Consider the following 22,003-nt stretch of genomic DNA (forward strand, 5'->3'; position numbering starts at 1 on the left):
ATGTTATGTATTCACCAAATAAAAATATTCGGTATCAACAAACTTGGCACACTATTGAGTTCTCAAACAACAAACACTCTCGACACCACAACCACGAATCCTTCGATGACTGCTTCGCTCCGGAGCAACTTTACAAGCTTACCACCAAGTTGACTGTTGTCAACTCGACGTTTCAGTCTTGTTCACCCCGCCGTTTCCGTTTCGCCCTTTCAGGCTGTCCGGATCAGCGGCGCGAGATAAAACTCTACACGGGTTCAGCCACGACGCAAAATCGGCCAGTTTCCATGCTTTCCTGCGCAGAATCCCCGGAATCATGCGGATTCCCTGCGGTCCAAGGTGAATATCGGCTAAAAACAACGGAAAATTGTTGTTATGAAGCAGGTCACCCCAATGAAAAGGGGCCATAACTTGCCTTGGCAAAGTTATGACCCCTTCACGGTGCTTGGAGACTACTTGGACTGTCCAGCGCGCAAACGCGATACCTCGTAGAGCGAGATGCCAACAGCCATCGAAGCATTCAGCGATTCCATTGCCGAGTCGATTGGAATCGAAACGATGGCGTCGCAGTTTTCGCGGACCAGCCGGGACAGGCCCTTGCCTTCGGAACCAACCACGATGCACAGCGGGCCGGTAGCCAATTCGAAGTTCGGAAGCTCCATGTCGCCACCGGCGTCGAGGCCGATCACGAAAATGCCAGCAGCCTTGATTTCTTTCAGTGCGCTGGTCAGGTTGCTGCACTTGGCTACTGGTACGCGTACAGCTGCACCGGCGCTGGTCTTCCATGCCGAAGCGGTCATGCCGACGCTGCGGCGCTCTGGAATGATCACGCCGTCTGCGCCGAAGGCCGAGGCCGAACGGACAATCGCACCCAGGTTACGCGGGTCGGTGATGCCATCCAGTGCCAGGAACAGCGGCTGGGTCCGGGTGTATCCCTTGTCGAAGTCCTTGATGGCCTTGGTAGCCAGCTGGACTGCATCCTTGTATTCGTATGGCGGAATCTGCAGGGCCATGCCCTGGTGGATCGCGTCATCGGTCATGCGGTCGAGCTCGGGCTTGGATGCTTCCATCAGCGGGATGCCCAGCTCGGCAGCCAGCTTCAGGGATTCGCGGACGCGGTCATCGACGTCGATGCGGATGGCAACGTGCAGCGCCTTGGCAGGGATGCCGGCGCGCAGCGCCTCAACGACGGAGTTGCGGCCGGTGACGAACTCGGCGTTGACCTTGATGCGGTCGGTTCGACGGCCGGTGCTGCGCTTGGCGGCCGAGCGCTCAGAGAGCTGCTTGGCACGGTAAGCCTTGTGGTACGGGCGGTCCTCCGCTTTGGGGGTCGGGCCCTTGCCCTCGAGGGAACGACGTCCCTTGCCACCACTACCCTTGGTTGGGCCCTTTTTGTTCATTGGTTCATGTCCTTTAGTTTTGAGTTCGTTGGTGCCGCGCGTGTTCGCGACTAGTTGTCCAGAGTCCAGCGAGCGCCATCGGCCGAGTCCGCCACGGTAATGCCAGCGGATGCCAGCGCATCGCGGATGGCGTCGGAGCGTGCCCAGTCCTTGGCAGCGCGTGCTTCGGCGCGTTCAGCCAACTGGGCCTGGATCAGCTGATCCAGGGCTGCGTGCTCTGCAGAAGATTTCGAGCTTTCATTGCTGCCGGCATCATCCAGGCCCAATACCTGGGTCATGGCCAAGACCTGGCCCAAGGCCTTGGCAGTGGCAGCGTCGTCACGGCTATCCAAGGATGCATTGCCCAGCCGCACGGTTTCATGCAGCGCGGCCAGCGCCATTGGAACGTTCAGGTCATCATCCATCGCGGTGCCGAAAGCTTCCGGAACCCCGGTGGCCACGATCGACTCGGCGACGGCACCCAGGCGGTAGCGCGCGTTGGAGATGAAGGTGTCGATGCGTTCGACCGCTGCCCCCGCTTCGGTCAGCGAGTCCGGGCGGTAGTCGAGCATCGAACGGTACTGCGCCTGGCCCAGGAAGTAGCGCACCACGCGGGCGTCGGCCAGCGCGAGCATTTCTTCCGGGGAAATGGTGTTCCCAATGGACTTGGACATCTTCTCACCCTCATAGGTGACCATGCCGTTGTGCATCCAGAAGTTTGCAAAGCCGTGGCCAGCCGCGTTGGACTGGGCCATTTCGTTCTCGTGGTGCGGGAAGCGCAGATCCAGTCCGCCGCCATGGATGTCGAATTCGCTGCCCAGGTACTTGCCAGCCATCGCCGAGCATTCCAGGTGCCAGCCTGGGCGGCCGCGTCCCCAGGGGCTTGGCCAGGAAGCGGTCAGCGGATCGGTTCCCTTGTAGCCCTTCCACAGCGCGAAGTCGCGTGGATCCTTCTTGCCGCGCGGATCCGAATCCGGCGCGTCCTGCATATCGTCGATCTTCTGGCGGGTCAGTGCGCCGTACTGCTCATAGGAGCGCACGTCGAAATAGACATCTCCGGAGCTGTCGGCCGCCGGGTAGGCATGGCCGCGTTCGATCAGCTGTGCAATCAGGTCATGCATTTCGGTGATGTGGCCGGTCGCGCGGGGCTCGTAAGTCGGGCGTTGGACACCCAGAGCCTCGTAGGCCCGTGCGAATTCCTGCTCGAAGCGGTACGCCAGGGCGAACCATTCTTCGCGCGGCTTGTAATGGGCATCCGCCTCGAAGTCCTCGGCGAAGGATTTCGCCGACTTCTCCAGGATCTTGTCATCGATGTCGGTCACGTTGCGGACGGTGGTGACGGCAAAGCCGCGGTATTCGAGCCAGCGTACCAACAGGTCGAAGACAATGGCGCTGCGGACGTGGCCCACGTGCGGCATGCCCTGCACGGTGGCGCCACAGTAGTACAGCTTGACTTCGCCTTCCGCCAATGGCTGGAAGTCGCGTACGGATGCTGTTTTGGTGTCATAGAATCGCAGGCTCACGCCTTTAAGGTTATCCGATGGATGCACCCTTTGTACTTCACTTGTGACACTCTCGATGATCGAAGCCCCGCGGTTGCGCCAAGGGGCCTAGCCCGATACCGGGTAGACCAGTGCGGTGGCATAGGCTGTCACGCCCTTGCCTTCCCCCTCGTAGCCCAGCCCGTCGCTGGTGGTCGCAATGACGCTGACTGGGGCGCCGATAGCCTCGCTCAGCACTTTGCTGGCTTCTTCGCGGCGCGCGGCAAAGCGCGGGCGGCGGCCAACGAACTGCACCGCGACATTGCCGATTTCGAATCCCGCCTCCCGCACCAGGCGGGCGGCTTCTGCAATCAGGCTCACACCGCTGGCCCCGGCGAATTCCGGTCGGTCCACCCCGAAGTGCGTGCCCAGATCGCCAATGCCCGCCGCGGAGAACAGCGCATCGCAGGCCGCGTGCGCTACCGCGTCGCCATCGGAGTGGCCCGAAAGCCCGGTGTCTTCCGGGAAGTGCAGTCCTGCCAGCCACATTTCGCGAGTCGGGTCTTCGCTGACCGCGTGAACATCGATGCCGTTGCCGACTCGTGGCAGGATCATGGTTTCTTCCTTTGCGCTTGGGGTGGCCGCGGGCTGGTTCGCCGCGAGCTTGCCTGCCGCGTCGAGATCTCCGGAATAGGTGACCTTCATGGCTTGCTGCGATCCCGGCACCACATGGACTTCGGCTCCGAAAGCCCGCACGATCGACGCGTCGTCGGTAACCTTCTCCAGTTCTGCCTCGGTGCAGCCATCCAGTTGGGCGTGGGCATCGCGCAACAGCTGCGCGTCAAAGCCCTGCGGGGTTTGCACCGCGCGCAGGATGGAACGTGCCGGGGTTTCCTTGATGATTTCGTGCTCGCCGGCGGCATCGAGCTCCACCACGCAGATGGTGTCGGTGACGTTCAGCGCCGGGATGACGGCGTTGCACTGCTCGTCGGCCAGAGCTCCAAGCACTTGTTCATGCAGCTTCGCCGGGGCAAAAGCACGGGCGGCGTCATGGACCAGAATGTTGGTGGCGGCGGAACTGGCTACAGCCAAGCCGGCACGGACCGACGCGGCGCGGCTGGCGCCACCGGGCACGGTGTGCACCTTGTCCCCGTACTGCGCCATGGCCGCGGCCAGGCGTTCGTCCTGCGGCGGGGTAACCACGATGATTTCGGTGATCTGCGGAATTCCCAGCGCCCGGTCCACGGCATGTTCAGCCAGGGATTTTCCGGCCACCTGGACCATCGCCTTGGGAAGGCCAGCGCCGAGGCGGGTTCCCATTCCAGCAGCCACGAGGATCAGGCTTGAGTTATGCACTTCGCTTTGCTTCACAGCGCCCAGCTTATCGTGCCGCGCGGTTCAGCCTTGGCCGCTTTAACGCCAAAAGCCGTGAAACGCTTGGGAGCGTTTCACGGCGATGCGTTACCGGAACGGGGCTAGGCCGAAGCCAGAACCTCGTCCAAGAGGCCTTCTGCCTTGGCCTCGTCCAGATCCTTGGCCAAGGCCAATTCACTGATCAATACCTGGCGAGCTTTTGCCAGCATGCGCTTTTCGCCTGCCGACAGACCACGGTCATTTTCTCGGCGCCACAAGTCGCGGACTACTTCTGCAACCTTGATGACATCGCCGGAAGCGAGCTTCTCGACATTTGCCTTGTAGCGGCGCGACCAGTTGGTCGGCTCTTCGGTAAATTCAGCACGAAGGACATCGAACACATGGTCCAAGCCTTCCTGACCTACCACGTCACGTACGCCAACAAGATCAACGTTCTCAGCAGGAACCTCGATGGTCAGGTCGCCCTGAGCCACCTTGAGCTTGAGATACATTTTCTCTTCGCCCTTGATCTTGCGCATCTTGATCTCTTCGATCATCGCGGCACCGTGGTGCGGGTAGACAACAGTCTCGCCAACCTCAAAAACCATGTGGATAAACCCCTTTCCCACGCCCTAGTCTACCATGTTTGCTATTCCGGATCCTGCGCCTGTGCCCCATATAACCGCGAATTCACGCGGAAATGCCTCTTCCACTTGCAAGAGAAACATGCTATGAAGAAGGTAGGGCAGTCGACTGCGCACCAACCCCCTTCCCCGCATCGGTTGTCTACAACTTGTCGAAATGCGTGTGTTGCACGTCGCTAAATCGCGTCTTTGCGTGAAAAACAGCTAGGCTTAGAGGTAATCGTGGTCCAATTTTCGATTGCGCCTGCCCTAGGTGCATTCGATTAAGCAGACCACGAACCGAAGCAACTCATTTTTCTCACCGAGGAGTTAGTGTCGTGATCACCGCACGCATGACCGCTGGACGTCGCATTGCCGCGTCCCTCGCTGTGGCTGCCCTGGCATTCGGTGTCACCAGCTGTGGCGCCATCAACGAGCAGGCCACCAACACCGACTACGCCGCCAGCGATGGCGTCAACGTCGATGTCGCAGACGCAAAGGTCCGCAACCTGATGTTCGTCACCAACAGCGACGACACTGAAGCCCGCCTGATCGGCTCCGTAGTCAACGCCGGCGATTCCGCGCTGACCCTGTCGGTCAAGGCTGACAACGCAGCACCTGTCTCCATCCAGGTTCCTGCAGACGGCACCATCAAGCTTGAAGAAGACAAGAACCAGCAGATCATCAAGAACATGGGCATTGCAGCTGGCGAACACGCCGACTCGGTCTTCACCGTTGCCGGTGAGAACGTGGAATTCAGCGTTCCAGTTGTCGATGGCACCCTGGCTGAATACCGCGACTTCGTACCAGGCGGTGCTGATCAGTCGGTTACCGAGCACCTGATTCCAGAAGAGACCCACTCCACTTCGGGCCACTAAGCTTCGCGCAAGACAAAACAAGAGCCTCTGGCAGAATCGAAAGATTCTGCCCGAGGCTCTTGCCGTATCCGGGCTCTTTGGCTTTAGACCACGAACTTGTAGCCCAGCCCGCGCACGGTCACCAGGCGTTCGGGCACCGCCGGGTCGACCTCGATCTTGGAGCGCAGGCGCTTGACGTGCACATCCAAAGTCTTGGTGTCCCCCACGTAGTCGCTGCCCCAGACGCGGTCAATCAGCTGGCCCCGGGTGAGCACTCGACCGGCGTTGCGCAACAGCATTTCCAGCAGCTCGAATTCCTTCAGCGGCATGGATACCTCGGTGTTGTCGACCGAGACCACGTGGCGTTCCACGTCCATTCGCACCGGACCGGCGGTGACCACATTGCTGATCAGTTCTTCGCCTTCGCCCTGGCGGCGCAGCACAGCACGGATGCGGGCCAGCAATTCGCGGGAGGAGTACGGCTTGGTGACGTAGTCGTCGGCGCCGAGCTCCAGGCCGACGACCTTATCGATCTCCGAGTCCTTTGCGGTGAGCATGATGACCGGGACCTGGCTGTTCAGGCGGATCTGGCGGATCACCTCGGTTCCGGGCTGGCCCGGGAGCATCAGATCCAGCAGCACCAGGTCTGCGCCATGGCGTTCGAACTCGGTCACGGCCTTCAGGCCGTCGTCGGCGATCCGGACTTCGAAACCTTCGCGTTCCAGCAGGTAGGACAGCGGGTCAGAGAGCGATTCCTCGTCCTCAACGATCAATATGCGGGTCATCGGCGTCCTCCTTCACGATCGGACGCATTCGTCTCGATCGTTCGTTCCTTCATCGTCTGGCCGGCAAGCACATTGCTGGTCGCCGGTTCTTCGTCCGCTAGGGGAAGTCTTAGGGTAAATGTGGATCCGTGGCCCGGCTGCGACCACAGCGACACTTCGCCGCCGTGGTTGGCCAGCACGTGCTTGACGATGCTCAGCCCCAGGCCGGTGCCCCCGGTCTGCCTCGAACGTGCGGAGTCCACGCGGTAGAAGCGCTCGAAAACGCGTTCCTGCTCTTCGGCCGAAATCCCGGGTCCCTGGTCGGTGACCGAGATCTGCGCATAGCCATCACGCTGCCGGATGCCCACGCCTACCGTGGTGTTCTCCGGGGAGTAGCGGATGGCATTATCGATCAGGTTGCGGATCGCAGTCATCAGCAGGTCCGCATCGCCCAGGATCGGCTCCTCGAGATGTCCGCCTACGGTGATGGCGATGCCCTTTTCCTCGGCAATCAGGTGGCTGCGGTCAACTGCCTCGGCCACGACGCTGTCGATATTCACTTCCTGGCCCTGCACGATGGCATCGGATGCCTGCAGGCGGGAGAGCTCGATAATGTCCTGGACCAGGGCGGCCAGGCGCCGCGATTCCTTGTCCATCCGGGTGGAGAAGCGGCGTACCGCCTTGGGGTCATCGGCAGCCTCGGTAATGGCCTCGGCCAGCAGGCCGATCGCGCCGACCGGAGTCTTCAGCTCGTGGGAAACGTTGGCCACGAAGTCGTTGCGCATCGCTTCGGTACGGGTGATTTCGGTACGGTCGTCGGCCAGCAGGAGAATGTACTCGTCGCCCAGCGGTGCCACGCGCACATGGACAATTAGCTGCCCGGCACCCAGCGTGGAGCGTTGCAGCTCGTACTGGCTTTCGGCAATCACGCCGTCGGCGCGAACCTGCCGCACCAGCGAGAGCAGTTCGTTGTGGACGAGCGTGTGTCCTCGCACCAGTCCGTAGGCATAGGAAGCGGGGTTGGCCCGGACCACCCCGTCGACGTCATCAAGGATCACGAAGGCGCGTCCAATGACCGACAGGACGGCGGCGGCTCCCTCGGGGAGCACGGGTTCGTCGACCTGCGGCAGCTTCGAGGAGCGGTTCTGGGAAAGCCGGAAGGCGATGACGCCAACGATCCCCAGAGCCAGGCCGAGGACGCCGGCTATAAGAGTCGAGATCACTTCGTTCACATCTTTAGACTAGCTTCACCTTTGGGTGGCACCGGCCCTAAATGACGTGATTTAGTCGATTTCGGCGCGCTGTTCACCAAACGTTCACCTTTCGTGGCATATTCGTTAATCACCCGCTGACAAGCTGGAGCAAGACCCTCCACCATGCCACAAAACTGTTTCGGGGCGGTTGGCTGCCACGGCAGTCCACCATCCGGCATGGATACCGACACTCGAAAGGAACTGCTGTGCGTAAGGTATTTCAAGCAGACCTGCAGCAAATTGGCGAAGAACTCATTGAGATGGCCAACCAGGTCGCAACCGCAATGGATCGAGCTTGGGATTCGCTAGCCAACGTCGACGTCGACCTGGCCCAGGAAGTCATCGCAGCGGACGCGAAGATCGACTTCCTGCAGAACCAGCTCGATGAGCGCGCTATCGATACTTTGGCTTTGCAGGGACCGGTAGCCAGCGATCTGCGCATGATCGTCGGTTCGCTGCGCATGAGTGCTTCGCTGGAGCGCATGGGCGACTTGGCACGCCACTTGGCGCAGCTGGCCCGCCTGCGCTTCCCCAACCCGGCAATCCCAGCCAGGATTTCCGACACCTTTGCCCAGATGGCAAAGATCGATATTGACATCGCCAAGGCCGTTGCGCGTTTGCTCGACACCCGCGATCTGCAGATCGCTACCGAAATTATCGAGCTGAACCACCAGCTGGATCGCTTGCACTCCAGCGTCTTCACCCTGGTCGCGGCCGACGACTGGGATGCCAATGCACCCACCACCGTGGACGTATCGCTGACCAGCCGCTACCTTGAGCGCTTCGGCGATCATGGTGTGTCCGTAGCTCGCAAGGTCACCTATCTGGTGACCGGCGAATGGGACCCCACCGAGATCTAGGTCCGCGGACCTAAGCTATAAGGCTGCGCCTTGGCGCCTGCCATCCGGTACCACCGGATGGCAGGCGCCATTTTTGCTCTCCAGCTCATTCAGCACTGAAACTGGGTGTCCGGGGTCCGGGAAGCCTTCGCATCGCGGCGCGAACTGGGTACCGTGCCGTGGCCCGCGGCCCCGTTGGCATGGCAGTGCTGCGCCTCGTCCGGCCATGCAGCTCCACGCGCTCCCGGTGAGCGCACATCCAGCCATTGCCCCGGCAGGATGCCAGCGGACGCACGACGCAGCGCTGGGCACCCCAGGGACCGCCGTTGGAGTCCGGTCCCATCCGGGGAATCCAGCCCGTTAAACCAGCAGAGGGCAGTCCACCGATCGGTGGACTGCCCTCGCAGGTTGTTGGCGCGCAAGTGGCGCCAGCGTCTAGCGGGCTTCTAGCCTTCGCACTCGACGCAGAAGCCTACATTGCCCTCTTCGCGCACCAGCTGCGAACGGTGGCGAATCAAGAAGCACGAGCCGCAAATGAACTCGTCGTCTTTCTGCGGAATGACCGTAACGGTCAATTCCTCGTTGGATAGATCCGCACCTGGCAGATCCATGCCATCGGTGTGGTCGGTCTCGTCGAGCTCGCGCACCACCGACTTGGCGTCCGGTGCGTTTGCGGACTTCACCGCATCCAGAGAAGCCTTACGTGCCTCAGCAACGTCTGGGCGGACTTCATCGTAATCAGTTGCCACGAATTGCATTCCTAACGTGAGCCATTGAGCCTATTCGAAATAGGAGATTACAGCATACTAATGCCAAAAATACAATCGTGCGCAGTTGTTTCGCTCACAGCCGGATGCTTGGCGTTACCTCGGCGTTAACAAGCGGACGGCGGCATCGCGAACTACTGGCGAGTAGCCAGCAGCCCCGATGCCGCCGAAAAGCGTGTCCTACTTGCGGCCTTGGTTGGCAACGGCCTTGATGGCGTCCGCAGCGGCTGCTGGATCCAGGTAGGTTCCGCCCTTGGTGATTGGCTGGAAGTTGTCATCCAGCTCATAGACCAGCGGGATGCCGGTTGGGATGTTCAGGCCAGCAATGTCTTCATCGCTGATGCCATCCAGGTGCTTGACCAGCGCACGCAGCGAGTTGCCGTGGGCGGTGACCATGACGGTCTTGCCTGCCGACAGGTCGGCCTTGATGTTGTTCTCCCAGTAGGGAAGCATGCGATCCAGCACGTCCTTGAGGCACTCGGTGCGTGGGGCGGAGTCGCCCAATGCCGCATAGCGCTCGTCGTTGATCTGGCTGAACTCCGAGGAATCATCCAGTGCTGGTGGCGGGGTGTCGTAGCTGCGACGCCATTCCATGAACTGCTCTTCGCCGAACTCGGCCAAGGTCTGCGCCTTGTCCTTGCCCTGCAGCGCACCGTAGTGGCGCTCGTTCAGGCGCCAGTCGCGGTTCACCGGGATCCACGAACGGCCAGCGGCTTCCAGGGCCAGGTTCGCGGTAACAATGGCGCGGGTCAGCAAGGAGGTGTGAAGCACCTCCGGCTTGTAGCCAGCTTCGGTCAGCAGCTGGCCGCCGCGGGCAGCTTCAGCACGGCCCTTCTCGGTCAGCGATACGTCGTACCAACCGGTGAACAGGTTCTTTTCGTTCCATTCGCTCTGTCCGTGGCGAAGCAAAATCAAAGTGTGGCTCATGTAATCCATCCTAACCAATGCGCAAGCCTGCTCGTGCGAAAGTTAAGGCCCGTGATTAAAGTGCGAAGACCTGCAGTCCGCCAAGATGCGGATGCAGGTCTTCGGGAAAACTTGGTGCCTTGGCACGCCTAGTAGTTGTACCAGCCGCCGCCCTTGCCGCTGACGGCAGGCTTGACATCCGCGAGGTACACGCAGGCGATGCAGGCGCCGATCAGCTGCAGGAAGCCGATTCCGCCCTGGCTGAAGATGCCAAGCAGTGCCACGGCGGTGCTGGCGACGGTCAGTCCAAGCCAGAACCCCTTGGTGCGCTTGCCTTCCTGGGCGAAGCGATCTGCGCCATGACGCAGGCAATCAACCAAAGCCCAGACGGCGAGCGCAACGATGACAATGCTCAAAGCGATCATCATGTAGTACTCGATTATTTGGGCCATGCGCAACATGTTCATGCTTGTACTCTACCTTTTTCGCGCAAATGATGGGCGCTGTGCCACGCGCGGAAATCAGCGCCCGCGGGCATCAAAGCCGGTCCAGCGCTTGCTGCAGATCGGCCCAGAGGTCTTCCACCTCTTCAATGCCTACTGACAGTCGGATCAGGCTGGCCGGGACGCTGGCCGGCTCCGAAGCGTGGCGGGCCCGGCGCTCAGCCAGGGACTCCACGCCTCCAAGCGAGGTGGCGCCGGTGATGAGCTGGAAGGCTTCCAGTACCCGGTCCGCTTCTTCGGCGGTGCTTCCCGCTTCAAAGGCGATCACCGACCCGAACCCGCCCATGAGGTCCGCGGCGCGCGCGTGGCCCGGGTCGTTGGGCAGTCCCGGGTAGCGTACGGCCTGCACCTTGGGATGTGCCGCGAGGCGTTCTGCCAGCACCTGGCTGTTTGACTGCGAACGCTGAAGGCGCACGGCCATGGTGCGCACCCCGCGTAATGCGAGGAAGGTATCCATCGGGCCGGCGATCGCGCCATGCAAGGTCCGGTACCCATGCAGGCGGCTGTGGAGCTGCTCGTCGCTGGTGACCAGCGCGCCCATGATCACGTCCGAGTGGCCCGACAGGTACTTGGTCACCGAGTGAACTACAAGGTCGGCACCGTGGACCAGCGGCTGCTGGAGCAGTGGGGTGGCAAAGGTGTTATCCACGATGCTCACGACGTTCTTCGCTTTGGCGGCAGCCAGCAGGGTCGGCAGGTCGGCGACTTCCAGCATCGGGTTGGTTGGCGATTCCACCCAGAGCACATCGGCCCCCTCCAAGGCAGCGAGCACTTCTTCGGTGTTGGCAATATCCACCGGGCGAATGCGCAGCCGTCCCGCCTCTTGCAGCTCTGCGCTCAACGCCAGCGAACCGTTATAGGAATGCTGCGGCATCACCAGCACGCCGGCCTCTGGCACGATGCTCAGTGCGGCGGCAATAGCTGCCATGCCCGAGGAGAACACCAGGGCAGGCAGCGTTGCCGCTTCGAGCTGGCCCAGTACTTCTTCAAACGGATCCCAGGTCGGATTGGAGAAGCGCGCATATACGCGTTCACCCGGCACCGCCTGGCCTCTGGAGTGGTAGGTCGAGGTGAAGGTCACCGGGTGGTTGACTGGAGCATCGTAGCCATGGGCCGGACGCCCACCGGCAACGAGCAAAGTTTTCGGATCCCAGGCCGGATTGGCGCCTGATTCTGCGGTGCGGGGGTTCATGGAAAAAACTCTACGCTTCCTTTGACGCTGCCAGCCGGTGGATTTCACTACATTTCATCTGACTGATCCACCACACTGGGTGCATTTTCGTTGCACATCCTGCCGTTGCAACGCACATCTTTAAATGTCCTTGGATAGGCTAGTGGGGTGAGTATCGAATCGAGTACCCCAACCCGTGGCTTGTTCATCGTTTTTGAAGGCGGTGACGGCGCTGGGAAGTCCACGCAGGTCGCCCTGGCCCAGCAGTGGCTGGAGTCCCGTGGCGCCAAGGTCACCACTACCCGTGAGCCAGGCGGAACCCAGGTCAGCGAAGAGCTGCGTTCCTTGGTGCTCGAACACGGCCACGGCGAGATCGATGCCCGTACCGAGGCCCTGATTTACTCGGCGGCGCGTGCCGCCCATGTCCAGCAGGTCATCTCCCCCGCGCTGGATGCCGGAACCCACATCATCTGCGACCGATTCGTTGATTCCTCGCTGGCTTACCAGGGCATGGGCCGCGCCCTCGGCTTTGATGCCGTCGCATCGATCAATGACTTCGCGACCGGCGGACTGAAGCCGGATGCCACCATCATTCTTGATATCTCCGCCGCACAGGGACGTGCCCGGCGCATTGCGGCCAGCGGCGGCGTGGAGGATTCGGATCGCTTGGAATCCGAGCCGGATGATTTCCATGAACGCATCCGCAACGCCTTCCTCGACTTGGCGGCCCGTGATCCGCAGCGCTATCTGGTCCTGGATGCCACCGCCAGCGTGGAGCAGCTGCACCAGTCGGTTGCGCAGCATTTGGCAGGCTTGCTGTGACCCGGCCGGTCTTCGCAGAACTTGCCGGGCAGGAACGTGTCATTGCCACGTTGACCGCTGAGGTTGATCGCGGCAACCCGACCCATGCCTGGCTGGTGACCGGTCCCCCGGGATCGGGCCGTACCACCGCGGCGCGGGCTTTCGCGGCAGCTTTGCAGTGCACCCAGGCCCCGGCCGGCTGCGGGCAGTGCGCCAACTGCAAAATGGTCATGAATTCGGAGCACCCGGATGTGTCCTTCGTATCCACCGACAAATTCGAGTACCAGATCGCTGACGTCCGCCATCTGATTACCCGTGCACAGGAAAGTGCTGGCACCGGCCGCTGGCGCATCATCATCATCGAAGATGCCGACCGCATGTCCGAGCGCAGCACCAACGTGCTGCTCAAGGCCATTGAAGAACCGCCCGCCAAGATGATCTGGATCCTGAGCGCCCCGTCTCCTGCAGATGTCCTGGTGACCATTCGATCACGGTGCCGCGCGATAAATCTCTCCGTGCCGTCCACCCAGGATGTTGCGGATCTTCTGGTGCGCCGTGACGGGCTGGAACCGGAACAGGCGCTGTTCGCTGCCCGTGTCTCGCAGTCCCACATTGGCGTAGCCCGTTTGCTGGCCCGTGACGAGCAAGCACGCATCCAGCGTGAAAAAGTCGTTACCCTGCCGTTGCGCACCACCACCTTGCCGCAGGCGATGGCCGCTGCCGCAGAAATTTCCAAACTGGCCAGCGAGCGTGCCGAGAACATTACCGGCACCGATCTGCAGAACAAGATTGCCCAGCTGCGCCACGCCAACGGCTTGGGCCCAGAGGAGAACATCCCCGCTGGATTGCGTGGACAGTTCAAGGCGCTGGAGGATGATGCCAAGCGATTCGCTCGGCGTGCGGCTTTCGATGCCTTGGACCGTACCCTGACAGACCTGACCACATTCTTCCGCGATGTTTTGAGCATCCAGCTGAATACCGGAATTGAGCTGATCAACGAGCACCTGCGCGAGAAGCTCGAACGTTTCGCAGCGGAACAGTCCAGCGAGAAGTCCTTGGCCCAGCTTGATGCCATCAATGAAACGCGCAGCCGCTTGGCTGCCAACGTCAACCAGCTCATGGCCCTGGAAGCACTCATGACCCGTTTGCTGCCGCAGCCGGGACGCCGTTAACCCATCACAAGGAGACACTAAAAGTGCCTGCACGCTCACCGATGATGCGCTTGGCCGCAGTGGGGACCGCTCTGGCTTTGACCCTGGCCGGCTGCTCTTCCACTACAGCGGATTCGCAGTCCGGCGCATCGGATGCGTCGCAGTCCGCGCCCAACGCCAGTACGCCGCAAGGATTGGAATCCTTCTACAGCCAAGACCTCGATTGGGAAGAATGCGGCAGCATCATCGAATGCGCCACCATAGAGGTTCCGCTGGACTATGCCGATCCCGAAGGCGAGAGCATTGATCTGGCGTTGAACCGCCGCGCAGTGGACGGAGCGACAGGCAATCTGCTGGTAAACCCCGGCGGCCCAGGCGGATCCGGCCTGGATCTGGTGGCGTCCTCGGTATCAGGCATGTTCAGCGCTGACCTGCAGCGCGCCTACAACGTCATCGGATTCGATCCGCGAGGCGTGGGAGAAAGCTCCCCGGTCACCTGCCAAAGCGGTGCCGAGACCGATGAGGGACGCCAGGAAAACCTGCGGGCTTGGGTTCCTGAAGACCAGGACGAAATTGTCGAGGATACCGAGGACTACGCAGCTGACTGCGCGTCCAATACCGGCAATCTCCTAGGCCACGTCGATACCGTTTCGGCAGCGAAGGACATGGACGTGATCCGTGCTGTGCTCGGTGATGCACAGCTGGACTACCTCGGTTTCTCCTATGGAACCTTCCTCGGAGCAACCTACGCTGATTTGTTCCCTCGGAATGTGGGTCGCTTCGTACTCGATGGCGCCATGGATCCAACCAGCACAGCTTCGGACCTCACCTTGGCCCAGGCCGTTGGCTTCGAGAAGGAGATCGACGCGTGGCTCGCCAATTGCCTTGAAAGCGGTGAGTGCCCGTTCACTGGAACCGTTGAAGAGGCCAAGGTGCAGCTGCAGCAGTTCTTTGCGCAGGTGGAGAACGAACCAATGACTGCCAGCGACGGGCGTGCAGTGCCGATCATCGACTTCATCAACGGCTTCATCTTGCCGCTGTATGACGATTCCAGCTGGCCCATTTTGACCGATGCGACGAACGCTGCCGTCAACGACGCGGATGTGGATATGATCCTCGGCTTCGCGGATCTCTCGGCGGACCGCGAGGGCGACGGCACGTATGCATCGAATTCCACCGATGCTTTCACCGCCATCAATTGCCTGGACCGTCCAATGGACGCCAGTCCAGAAGCGATGCAGGCCGAAGCAACAGAGTTGATGCGTGCGGCCCCGACCTTGGGCAAGTATCTCGCCTACGGCGGCATCACCTGCGAGGCCTGGGACCACGACGCCACTGGCAAGCCTGAGGTCCTCGACGCGGAAGGCTCGAATGAGATCCTCGTCATTGGCACCGTCGGCGATCCAGCTACCCCCTACGCATGGTCTGAGGCATTGGCGCAGCAGCTGGATAACGCGACCCTGCTGACCTATGAAGGCCATGGCCACACCGCATATGGACGCTCCAATGAATGCATTACCAAAGCGGTGGATGAGTACCTGATTGACGGCAAAGTCCCCGAAGCCGGCACCCGGTGCTGATTGGGCTTGATGATGTCGTCGCCGTTTTGACGTTCAGACAATTCCTCGGATAAAGTGACGTGGTGCCTGTTTGCAGGTACAGGCCTCCTTAGCTCAGGGGTAGAGCAGCTCCCTCGTAAAGAGCAGGTCGCCGGTTCAAATCCGGCAGGGGGCTCGTTGTGAAGAAAACCCCGGAATCGCGCTTGCCGCATGATTCCGGGGTTTTCGCAATTTTCAATGGATTTTCATGACTGGTCCCGGGGTCTTCGATTCCCACGCAGTCCATTCTTATCCCGCATCTTGCCCAACGGCGCTTTTGGATATTCAATTAGGCCAGAGCCGGCAAACGATTCTTCACTCCGCGATCAGCAGATCATCGATCCTGGTTCGCGACCGGCAATAGCGGTATAAGCCTTCGACAGCAATTTCCAAGGAATTCCAAACTGATGCAATCCTTGCAGTACTCCCCTGAACCGCCATCGCTAGGCGGCAACGCGATCATGCGCCAACGGTGGAGCGAAGTAGCGTTCCTGCATTGGCGGGTTAGCCCGGATGAGGTGGCGCCGTACATGCCCGAAGGATGCCGGCCAGATATTGTCGCCGGCAGCGCTTGGGTGGGCCTCGTCGCTTTCCAGATGTCGCGCAGTGCGTTCTTCTCCGGTCCTGCGATTCCGTGGTTGGGTGACTTCCCGGAGATCAATGTGCGCCTCTATTCCGTTGACAATCAAGGACGCCGCGCAGTGGTATTCCTGAGCCTTGAAGCATCACGCCTGCTACCTGTGCTCATGGCGCGGGCAGTCTTCGGGTTGAAGTACCAGTGGTCGTCCATGAAAATCCTGAAGAAGGCCGGCACGATCAGCTATGCAACACGGCGCATCGGAAATCCGAGCGCACGTTCCCGCATCGTCGTGCGTCCGGTAGAAGCTTCTGCCAGTGCCGATCCAATTACCCCGGGTTCGCAGACCGCCATCGCGCTATCGGCACAGTGGGCGTTCCACCAGCGGCATCTTGGGCGCACCTTGCACTGCCGGAACCACCATGAACCGTGGCCGCTGCAACCTGCACAACTCGTTGAATTCGACGATGGCCTTCTGCGTGCCGCCGGTTTCGCCACTCTCGCTGATCGAGCTCCCGACTCGGTTCTGTACGCCGAAGGCGTCGATACGCTGTTCGCTGCACCAACCGTACTGGACTGCTAGAGGCCAGGCACAAGGCAGTTGCGGCAGAAGGCTCCCGGTTTCGGAAGAAACCGGGAGCCTTCTGTTCTGCCTAGCTTTTTTACTCGAAGTCGGCGGTTGCCGGGTCAGCCGAGATACGGCCTTCCGCTCCGCGGTCCAGGGTAGCGATGGCAGCCAGATCTTCCTCGTCCAGCTTCACGTTCAGCGATTCGAAGTTCTCGACGATGCGCGATTCGGTGGTCGACTTCGGGATGACCACGTTGCCTACCGCCAGGTGCCACGCGATGACTACCTGCGCCACCGATGCTTCATGCTTCTTGGCGATCTCCACCAGCACTGGGTCGCTGAGCAGTTCGCCGCCGTGGCCCAGCGGGGACCAGGACTGGTGCAGGATGCCGTGCTCGGCCTCGTAGGCGCGCAGCTCGCCCTGCGGGAAGTACGGATGGGTTTCGACCTGGTTGATCACCGGGCGGACGCCGGTTTCGGTGTAGAGCTCTTCCAGTGCTTCCTTGGTGAAGTTGCAAACGCCGATGGACTTGGCCTTGCCGTCCTTCTGCAACTGGATCAGTGCCTTCCACGTATCCACGTAGGTGCCGCGCTTGGGCTGCAGCCAGTGGATCAGGTACAGGTCGACGTATTCCAGTCCGAGCCGTTCCAGCGAGGCATCCGCTGCGGCGAGGGTCTTCTCGAAACCCTGGTCCGAGTTCCAGACCTTGGTGGTGATGAAGAGGTCTTCGCGCGGCACGGTGCTGGCTGCAACTGCGCGGCCGACACCAGCTTCGTTGCCATAAATGCGTGCGGTGTCGATGTGGCGGTAGCCGGCGTCGATGGCCTGGCCAACGACTACTTCCGCGTCCTCGTCGGCGACCTTCCAGACGCCGTAGCCAAGCTGGTCGATGGTGTTTCCGTCAAGGAACTTCAGTTCAGGAATTGTATGGGTCATGCAACTAATTTAGTCCACTGATGCGCCCTGTGCGGTGGAACACCACGCGAGCGATCGGGAAAACCCAATTATTCGCTGGAAGCGAGCAATTGCACGGCCCGGCTGACGTCTTCTTTCACCAGCATGGCACGATGGCGCACGGCTTCGATATCGATCGGCTTGCCGGCTTCGGCCTGCATGCGCATCATCGCTACGACCTGTGCGGTCGTCGCCAAATCGTTGGCGGCCTTAGTCAGCGAACGATGCGCCGCAGAGGTCAGCTGCGGGATCGTGTCGTCATTGCTCGGGGTGATCCGATGCGCCGCACAGCAAAGCTGGCGCACGGTCGGCAACAGCACAGCCATCTCATTGGCTTCTCGGACCAGCTGGTTGTAAACCTGGTCATCGTTGATGCCCTCTACCACCTGGAAGACCCGGTCCAATGACCGCTGGAAACGGTCATGGGCGCGACGCCAGACGCCCTCGCCAAGTTCGCGAGCAGCAGCACGCTCAGCGCGCAGTCGTGAAAAGAACGCCATTACACTTCTCTGCCGGTGGTTTCCGATGAATTACTGGTTCTAGCCTACCGGGATCACCGCAGTGTTCCCGGCAGCGGGGTCGACATAAAACGAAACCGGCCGCGAGCCCCATCCGCTTTCGCCAATGGTTCTCACGGCCGGTACCAGTCGCGTTCAGCAGCAACGCCCTTCAGGATTCTTTTCCTGCCAGTCGGTGTAGTCCTTCCAGAATTCGCGCTCGGTCATTGGCTTGGAGCCAGGATGATTGCGTTCATGGTGTTCCAGGTAGTGCTGGTACTTGTCGGCCCCGAGCACCCCGTCGACAAACTTCTTGGCTTGCCCCAGGCGTTCCAACAGCGTCGCCATGGCTAGTGGCCGCCTCGCTGGACTTGGGCTTCGGCAGGGATTTGCTTCCAAGCCTTCTCAAGTTCCTTTTCGGCAGGCGACGAGATCAAGCCGGCGGGCGCGTACATCTTCGATGGCACGGCAGGATCCTCGGTGCTGTTGCCACCACCGCTCTGCTTGGCCTTGGCGGTTGCGACAACAGCCGATACCAGCACGATGGCGGTCAGCACCAGGAAGACCACGGACAGCCAGCCCTGGACACCGGTGTTGCGGACCACGGCCTCCATGGCTTCGACGCTGCCCGCCGAGCCGAGGGAAGTCTCGCCATTGGCCAGAGCTTCCTTGTAGGCGTTGTGGTTGGCGAAGTAGCCCACTTTGGTGTCTGCGGAGAAGATCTTCTGCCAGCTCGCGACGAAGGTGATCACCACGGTGAAGGCCAGCGGCAGAGCCACGACCCACAGGTACTTGAAGTTGTTCTGCTTGGCTATGATGGTCATCACCACGGCCAGCGCTATCGCAGCCAGCAGCTGATTGGCGATGCCGAACAGCGGGAAGAAGGTGTTGATGCCGCCCAGGGGATCTGTCACGCCGAGGATCAGGATGTAGCCCCAGCCGGCAACCATGATCAACGTGCACAGCCACACGCCCGGACGCCACGAGGTGTCCTTGAACTTCGGGAAGAAGTTGCCGATGGTGTCCTGCAGCATGAAGCGCGCAACACGGGTACCGGCGTCAACCGCGGTCAGGATGAACAGTGCCTCGAACATGATCGCGAAGTGGTACCAGAAGCCCATCATCGCGGTGCCGCCGAACCACTGGTGCATGATGTGCGCAATGCCCACAGCCAGGGTCGGAGCGCCACCGGTACGCGAGACAACCGAGCTCTCGCCCACGTTATTGGCAAGTTCGGTCAGCTGGTTTGGATCCAGGCTAACGCCGGCCAAACCCAGCGAGTTCACGAATGCCGCCGCGGTTTCCACCGTGCCACCGGTAGCGGCAGCCGAGGAGTTCATCGCGAAGTAGATGCCGCGGTCGATGGAAATCGCTGCAACCAGCGCCATGATGGCCACCATGGATTCCATGAGCATGCCGCCGTAGCCCAGGAAGCGGGTTTGCTTTTCCTTCTCGACCAGCTTCGGGGTGGTGCCCGAGGCGATCAGTGCGTGGAAGCCCGACAGCGCACCGCAGGCAATGGTCACGAACAGGAATGGGAAGATGTGCCCGGCAACGACCGGGCCATCGGCACGGCCAGCGAACTCGGAGAAGGCCGGAACATCGATTTCCGGGCGGACGACGATGATCGCCACGGCCAGCAGGCCGATGACGCCGATCTTCATGAAAGTCGACAGGTAGTCGCGAGGAGCCAGCAGCAGCCATACCGGGAGCACCGCGGCGATGATGCCGTAGATGATGATGGCCCAGGCGATGGTGGTGCGATCCAGGTGGAAGAACTCGGCACCCCACGCAGACTCGGCAATCCAGCGGCCGGAGATGATCGCGAACATCAGCAGCACGAAGCCGATGATGGAGATTTCCAGGACCTTGCCCGGGCGGATGAACCGCAGGTAGATGCCCATGAACAAGGCGATAGGGATGGTCAGGCCCACCGAGTAGACACCCCACGCGGACTCGCCCAGTGCATTGACGACCACCAGCGCCAAGATGGCGGTAATGATGATCATGATAGCAAGGGTGGCGATCAGGGCAGCGGTGCCGCCGATCAGGCCCAGCTCTTCGCGGGCCATCTGGCCCAGCGAGCGTCCGCCACGGCGCATGGAGAAGAACATGACGAGATAGTCCTGGACCGCTCCGGCCAGCACCACGCCCACGATAATCCAGATGGTGCCAGGCAAATAGCCCATCTGCGCTGCGAGGATCGGTCCAACCAGCGGACCGGCGCCTGCGATGGCGGCGAAGTGGTGGCCGAAGAGCACGCGGCGATCGGTGGGAACGAAGTCACGGCCGTTATTGACCGATTCGGCCGGGGTGGCCCGGAAATCATCGGGTTTGGCGATCTTGCGCTCGATGAACTTCGAATAGAAGCGGTAGGCAATCAGGTAGGTCGCAACAGCGGCGAAGACGAACCAGATGGCATTGATGGTTTCCCCGCGCGAGAAGGCGAGAATCGACCATGCGATTCCGCCAACCAGCGCGATGGCAACCCAGATGGCGATCTTGGCGGGGGTCCAACGCTTTTCTTCGCGTTCGGCAACCTCAGGATCGACACCCGCTGGTGGCAAGGTATTTTGGGTACTCAAATCGAGCAACCTCCTAGGAACAGTGCAAGTGATGTGCGCGACCAGCGGTTATTAGGCTAGTCACGCATTAATGACTACTGAGTCACCTTACAACTGGTTTCCCGCTGCTTTAAACCTCTATGACAACTTTTCCCGTATGTTCACCGGAATCGAAGTATTCGTGGGCAGCGGCCAGCTCCGGGAATCCAAAGGCCTTGGTGACGTTCAGTGCCAGTTTCCCCTGTTCCAGCAGCGGCATCACGCGGGTAATGGTCTGGCGAACGATCTCCGCCTTCTCATGCAGCGGGCGGGAACGCAAAGTTGTGCCGATGATCCGCGCCCGCTTGCTCATCAGCAGCCCCAAGTTCAGTTCTCCCTTGGCTCCGCCTTGCAGTCCGATGACTACCATCCGTCCGCCGACGGCGAGCGCCTTGACGTTCTCCCCCAGGTATTTGGCGCCCACGACATCCAGGATCAGATCCACGCCCCTGGCGTCGGTCAGTTCCTTGACGCGTGCAGAAAAGTCCTCTTCCCGGTAGTTGATCCCCTCGTCGGCGCCGAGGGTACGGCAGTAGTCCAATTTCTCTGCCGAGGAAGCGGTGACGATGACGCGGGCGCCAGCGGCTTTGGCGAGCTGTATGGCCATGGAGCCGATGCCGCCGGCTCCGCCATGGATCAACAACGCCTGGTCTTGGCCCAGTCCGCCTTCGATGAAGAGGTTGGAGACCACGGTGGCGGCGACTTCCGGCAACCCGGCGGCTTCGATGCTCGAAACCGTTTCAGGGATTTCGATGAGCAGTTCTGCCGGAACATTGACGTACTGCGCATACCCGCCAGCAGCGAGCAGGGCGGCAACTCGCGCTCCCGGTTTCCATCCGCTGACGCCATCGACGATCTCCACGATGCTGCCCGAGACTTCCAGCCCGGGGATATCGCTGGCTCCGGGAGGTGGCGGATACACTCCCTTGCGCTGCTGCACATCCGCGCGGTTCAGTCCGAAGGCCTCGACCTTGACCAGCACTTCCCCAGCTGCGGGGACCGGCATTGGCCGTTGGACCAGTTCAAGGACTTCTGGCCCACCGGCACCGTTGTAGATATAGGCGTTCATAACGTCGTTCATGGCCTTCAATTCCTTTCAACAGGGGTTCATGCCGTATACTTTTTCGGGTTGGATGGTTGTCCGAGCGGCCGAAGGAGCTGGTCTTGAAAACCAGTAGGCGGCAACCCCGTCTCATGGGTTCAAATCCCATACCATCCGCGCTTTTCGAGTTTGGCGGGGGGTTGGTCTGGGAAGACCCGCACACAAAGATAAAATTTAGCTACCAGAATATATATGTGGTGTTAACATCACCCAGCCCACGCCACAAAATGCGAACTCTTTTGGGGTGTTGTGTATTTT

General features: G+C 60.9%; 22 protein-coding genes and 2 tRNA genes. 9 read left to right on the forward strand and 15 right to left on the reverse strand.

The window, feature by feature from the left end:
• Positions 1 to 407 (forward strand): hypothetical protein (locus tag ACFVHU_RS10160; protein ID WP_388024200.1); only part of this gene is annotated, 407 nt, incomplete at its 5' end.
• A gap of 42 nt (positions 408 to 449) precedes the next feature.
• On the opposite strand, the gene rlmB is transcribed toward ACFVHU_RS10160, so the two are convergent.
• The 4 genes from rlmB to ACFVHU_RS10180 form a co-directional block, all read right to left on the reverse strand.
• On the reverse strand, positions 450 to 1,397 hold the full coding sequence (gene rlmB, locus ACFVHU_RS10165) for a 23S rRNA (guanosine(2251)-2'-O)-methyltransferase RlmB (RefSeq protein WP_105658780.1): 948 nt from the start codon (positions 1,395 to 1,397) through the stop codon (positions 450 to 452).
• Between the two features lie 50 nt (positions 1,398 to 1,447).
• Complete coding sequence (gene cysS / locus ACFVHU_RS10170; protein WP_388024201.1) at positions 1,448 to 2,899, reverse strand: cysteine--tRNA ligase; 1,452 nt, start codon at positions 2,897 to 2,899, stop codon at positions 1,448 to 1,450.
• Between the two features lie 87 nt (positions 2,900 to 2,986).
• A complete protein-coding gene (gene ispD / locus ACFVHU_RS10175) occupies positions 2,987 to 4,213 on the reverse strand; it encodes a 2-C-methyl-D-erythritol 4-phosphate cytidylyltransferase (RefSeq protein WP_388024203.1) in 1,227 nt (408 codons plus the stop codon).
• A gap of 119 nt (positions 4,214 to 4,332) precedes the next feature.
• Positions 4,333 to 4,818, reverse strand: a complete 486-nt coding sequence (locus ACFVHU_RS10180) for a CarD family transcriptional regulator (protein ID WP_038993823.1) — start codon at positions 4,816 to 4,818, stop codon at positions 4,333 to 4,335.
• 353 nt (positions 4,819 to 5,171) lie between these two features.
• Here ACFVHU_RS10180 and ACFVHU_RS10185 point away from each other — a divergent pair, with 353 nt between their 5' ends.
• A complete protein-coding gene (locus tag ACFVHU_RS10185; protein ID WP_105658783.1) occupies positions 5,172 to 5,711 on the forward strand; it encodes a hypothetical protein in 540 nt (179 codons plus the stop codon).
• Positions 5,712 to 5,794: 83 nt separating this feature from the next.
• Here ACFVHU_RS10185 and ACFVHU_RS10190 read toward each other — a convergent pair whose 3' ends face one another.
• Together ACFVHU_RS10190 and ACFVHU_RS10195 are read right to left on the reverse strand one after the other, a co-directional pair.
• On the reverse strand, positions 5,795 to 6,475 hold the full coding sequence (locus tag ACFVHU_RS10190) for a response regulator transcription factor (RefSeq protein WP_105658784.1): 681 nt from the start codon (positions 6,473 to 6,475) through the stop codon (positions 5,795 to 5,797).
• Positions 6,472 to 7,686 carry a sensor histidine kinase gene (locus ACFVHU_RS10195; protein ID WP_388024205.1) on the reverse strand — a complete coding sequence of 405 codons (1,215 nt, stop codon included), beginning with the start codon at positions 7,684 to 7,686 and terminating at the stop codon, positions 6,472 to 6,474. Before ACFVHU_RS10195 ends, ACFVHU_RS10190 begins: the two co-directional genes overlap by 4 nt.
• A 227-nt stretch (positions 7,687 to 7,913) precedes the next feature.
• Between ACFVHU_RS10195 and phoU the strand changes: the two genes are divergently transcribed.
• Positions 7,914 to 8,567 carry a phosphate signaling complex protein PhoU gene (phoU, locus tag ACFVHU_RS10200; RefSeq protein ID WP_133835063.1) on the forward strand — a complete coding sequence of 218 codons (654 nt, stop codon included), beginning with the start codon at positions 7,914 to 7,916 and terminating at the stop codon, positions 8,565 to 8,567.
• 425 nt (positions 8,568 to 8,992) lie between these two features.
• On the opposite strand, the gene ACFVHU_RS10205 is transcribed toward phoU, so the two are convergent.
• The 4 genes from ACFVHU_RS10205 to ACFVHU_RS10220 all read right to left on the reverse strand — a co-directional run bounded on the left by ACFVHU_RS10205 (position 8,993) and on the right by ACFVHU_RS10220 (position 11,914).
• Positions 8,993 to 9,295 carry a DUF4193 domain-containing protein gene (locus tag ACFVHU_RS10205; RefSeq protein WP_038993831.1) on the reverse strand — a complete coding sequence of 101 codons (303 nt, stop codon included), beginning with the start codon at positions 9,293 to 9,295 and terminating at the stop codon, positions 8,993 to 8,995.
• 198 nt (positions 9,296 to 9,493) lie between these two features.
• Positions 9,494 to 10,240, reverse strand: a complete 747-nt coding sequence (locus ACFVHU_RS10210) for a phosphoglyceromutase (protein WP_105658786.1) — start codon at positions 10,238 to 10,240, stop codon at positions 9,494 to 9,496.
• Positions 10,241 to 10,368: 128 nt separating this feature from the next.
• The gene (locus ACFVHU_RS10215) at positions 10,369 to 10,671 is read right to left on the reverse strand and encodes a DUF2516 family protein (RefSeq protein WP_332499012.1); all 303 of its coding nucleotides are present in this window, start codon (positions 10,669 to 10,671) and stop codon (positions 10,369 to 10,371) included.
• A gap of 85 nt (positions 10,672 to 10,756) precedes the next feature.
• Positions 10,757 to 11,914 (reverse strand): trans-sulfuration enzyme family protein, encoded by a 1,158-nt coding sequence (locus ACFVHU_RS10220; RefSeq protein WP_388024207.1) that lies wholly within the window; start codon positions 11,912 to 11,914, stop codon positions 10,757 to 10,759.
• A 147-nt stretch (positions 11,915 to 12,061) separates the two neighbouring features.
• Here ACFVHU_RS10220 and tmk point away from each other — a divergent pair, with 147 nt between their 5' ends.
• The 5 genes from tmk to ACFVHU_RS10245 all read left to right on the forward strand — a co-directional run bounded on the left by tmk (position 12,062) and on the right by ACFVHU_RS10245 (position 16,603).
• Complete coding sequence (tmk, locus tag ACFVHU_RS10225; RefSeq protein ID WP_388024209.1) at positions 12,062 to 12,715, forward strand: dTMP kinase; 654 nt, start codon at positions 12,062 to 12,064, stop codon at positions 12,713 to 12,715.
• A complete protein-coding gene (locus tag ACFVHU_RS10230) occupies positions 12,712 to 13,866 on the forward strand; it encodes a DNA polymerase III subunit delta' (RefSeq protein ID WP_133835066.1) in 1,155 nt (384 codons plus the stop codon). The genes tmk and ACFVHU_RS10230 overlap by 4 nt, the downstream gene beginning before the upstream one ends.
• Before the next feature lie 23 nt (positions 13,867 to 13,889).
• Positions 13,890 to 15,425 (forward strand): alpha/beta hydrolase, encoded by a 1,536-nt coding sequence (locus ACFVHU_RS10235; RefSeq protein WP_388024211.1) that lies wholly within the window; start codon positions 13,890 to 13,892, stop codon positions 15,423 to 15,425.
• An 82-nt stretch (positions 15,426 to 15,507) separates the two neighbouring features.
• Positions 15,508 to 15,579 (forward strand) — tRNA-Thr (locus ACFVHU_RS10240).
• A gap of 271 nt (positions 15,580 to 15,850) precedes the next feature.
• A complete protein-coding gene (locus tag ACFVHU_RS10245) occupies positions 15,851 to 16,603 on the forward strand; it encodes a YqjF family protein (protein WP_105658792.1) in 753 nt (250 codons plus the stop codon).
• A 79-nt stretch (positions 16,604 to 16,682) separates the two neighbouring features.
• Here ACFVHU_RS10245 and ACFVHU_RS10250 read toward each other — a convergent pair whose 3' ends face one another.
• The 5 genes from ACFVHU_RS10250 to ACFVHU_RS10270 form a co-directional block, all read right to left on the reverse strand.
• A complete protein-coding gene (locus ACFVHU_RS10250; protein ID WP_388024212.1) occupies positions 16,683 to 17,525 on the reverse strand; it encodes an aldo/keto reductase in 843 nt (280 codons plus the stop codon).
• Between the two features lie 68 nt (positions 17,526 to 17,593).
• Complete coding sequence (locus tag ACFVHU_RS10255; RefSeq protein ID WP_105662501.1) at positions 17,594 to 18,043, reverse strand: hypothetical protein; 450 nt, start codon at positions 18,041 to 18,043, stop codon at positions 17,594 to 17,596.
• 153 nt (positions 18,044 to 18,196) lie between these two features.
• On the reverse strand, positions 18,197 to 18,388 hold the full coding sequence (locus tag ACFVHU_RS10260; RefSeq protein ID WP_105658795.1) for a YbdD/YjiX family protein: 192 nt from the start codon (positions 18,386 to 18,388) through the stop codon (positions 18,197 to 18,199).
• Positions 18,389 to 18,390: 2 nt separating this feature from the next.
• Complete coding sequence (locus ACFVHU_RS10265; protein ID WP_388024215.1) at positions 18,391 to 20,625, reverse strand: carbon starvation CstA family protein; 2,235 nt, start codon at positions 20,623 to 20,625, stop codon at positions 18,391 to 18,393.
• 109 nt (positions 20,626 to 20,734) lie between these two features.
• The gene (locus ACFVHU_RS10270) at positions 20,735 to 21,712 is read right to left on the reverse strand and encodes an NAD(P)H-quinone oxidoreductase (RefSeq protein WP_388024646.1); all 978 of its coding nucleotides are present in this window, start codon (positions 21,710 to 21,712) and stop codon (positions 20,735 to 20,737) included.
• Positions 21,713 to 21,774: 62 nt separating this feature from the next.
• Here ACFVHU_RS10270 and ACFVHU_RS10275 point away from each other — a divergent pair.
• Positions 21,775 to 21,862: transfer RNA gene (locus ACFVHU_RS10275), tRNA-Ser, on the forward strand.
• The last annotated feature ends 141 nt before the right edge of the window (positions 21,863 to 22,003 follow it).

The organism is Glutamicibacter sp. NPDC127525 (assembly GCF_042672105.1).
Classification (GTDB): domain Bacteria; phylum Actinomycetota; class Actinomycetes; order Actinomycetales; family Micrococcaceae; genus Glutamicibacter.

Coding starts and splice junctions, on each gene's coding strand:
- ACFVHU_RS10180 (WP_038993823.1), bottom strand. CDS start 4,818: ATGGTTTTTGAGGTTGGCGAGACTGTTGTCTACCCGCACCACGGTGCC.
- ACFVHU_RS10220 (WP_388024207.1), bottom strand. CDS start 11,914: ATGAACCCCCGCACCGCAGAATCAGGCGCCAATCCGGCCTGGGATCCG.
- ACFVHU_RS10260 (WP_105658795.1), bottom strand. CDS start 18,388: ATGGCGACGCTGTTGGAACGCCTGGGGCAAGCCAAGAAGTTTGTCGAC.
- ACFVHU_RS10245 (WP_105658792.1), top strand. CDS start 15,851: ATGCAATCCTTGCAGTACTCCCCTGAACCGCCATCGCTAGGCGGCAAC.
- ACFVHU_RS10250 (WP_388024212.1), bottom strand. CDS start 17,525: ATGACCCATACAATTCCTGAACTGAAGTTCCTTGACGGAAACACCATC.
- rlmB (WP_105658780.1), bottom strand. CDS start 1,397: ATGAACAAAAAGGGCCCAACCAAGGGTAGTGGTGGCAAGGGACGTCGT.
- ACFVHU_RS10255 (WP_105662501.1), bottom strand. CDS start 18,043: ATGGCGTTCTTTTCACGACTGCGCGCTGAGCGTGCTGCTGCTCGCGAA.
- ACFVHU_RS10270 (WP_388024646.1), bottom strand. CDS start 21,712: ATGAACGCCTATATCTACAACGGTGCCGGTGGGCCAGAAGTCCTTGAA.
- ACFVHU_RS10210 (WP_105658786.1), bottom strand. CDS start 10,240: ATGAGCCACACTTTGATTTTGCTTCGCCACGGACAGAGCGAATGGAAC.
- ACFVHU_RS10215 (WP_332499012.1), bottom strand. CDS start 10,671: ATGGCCCAAATAATCGAGTACTACATGATGATCGCTTTGAGCATTGTC.
- ACFVHU_RS10190 (WP_105658784.1), bottom strand. CDS start 6,475: ATGACCCGCATATTGATCGTTGAGGACGAGGAATCGCTCTCTGACCCG.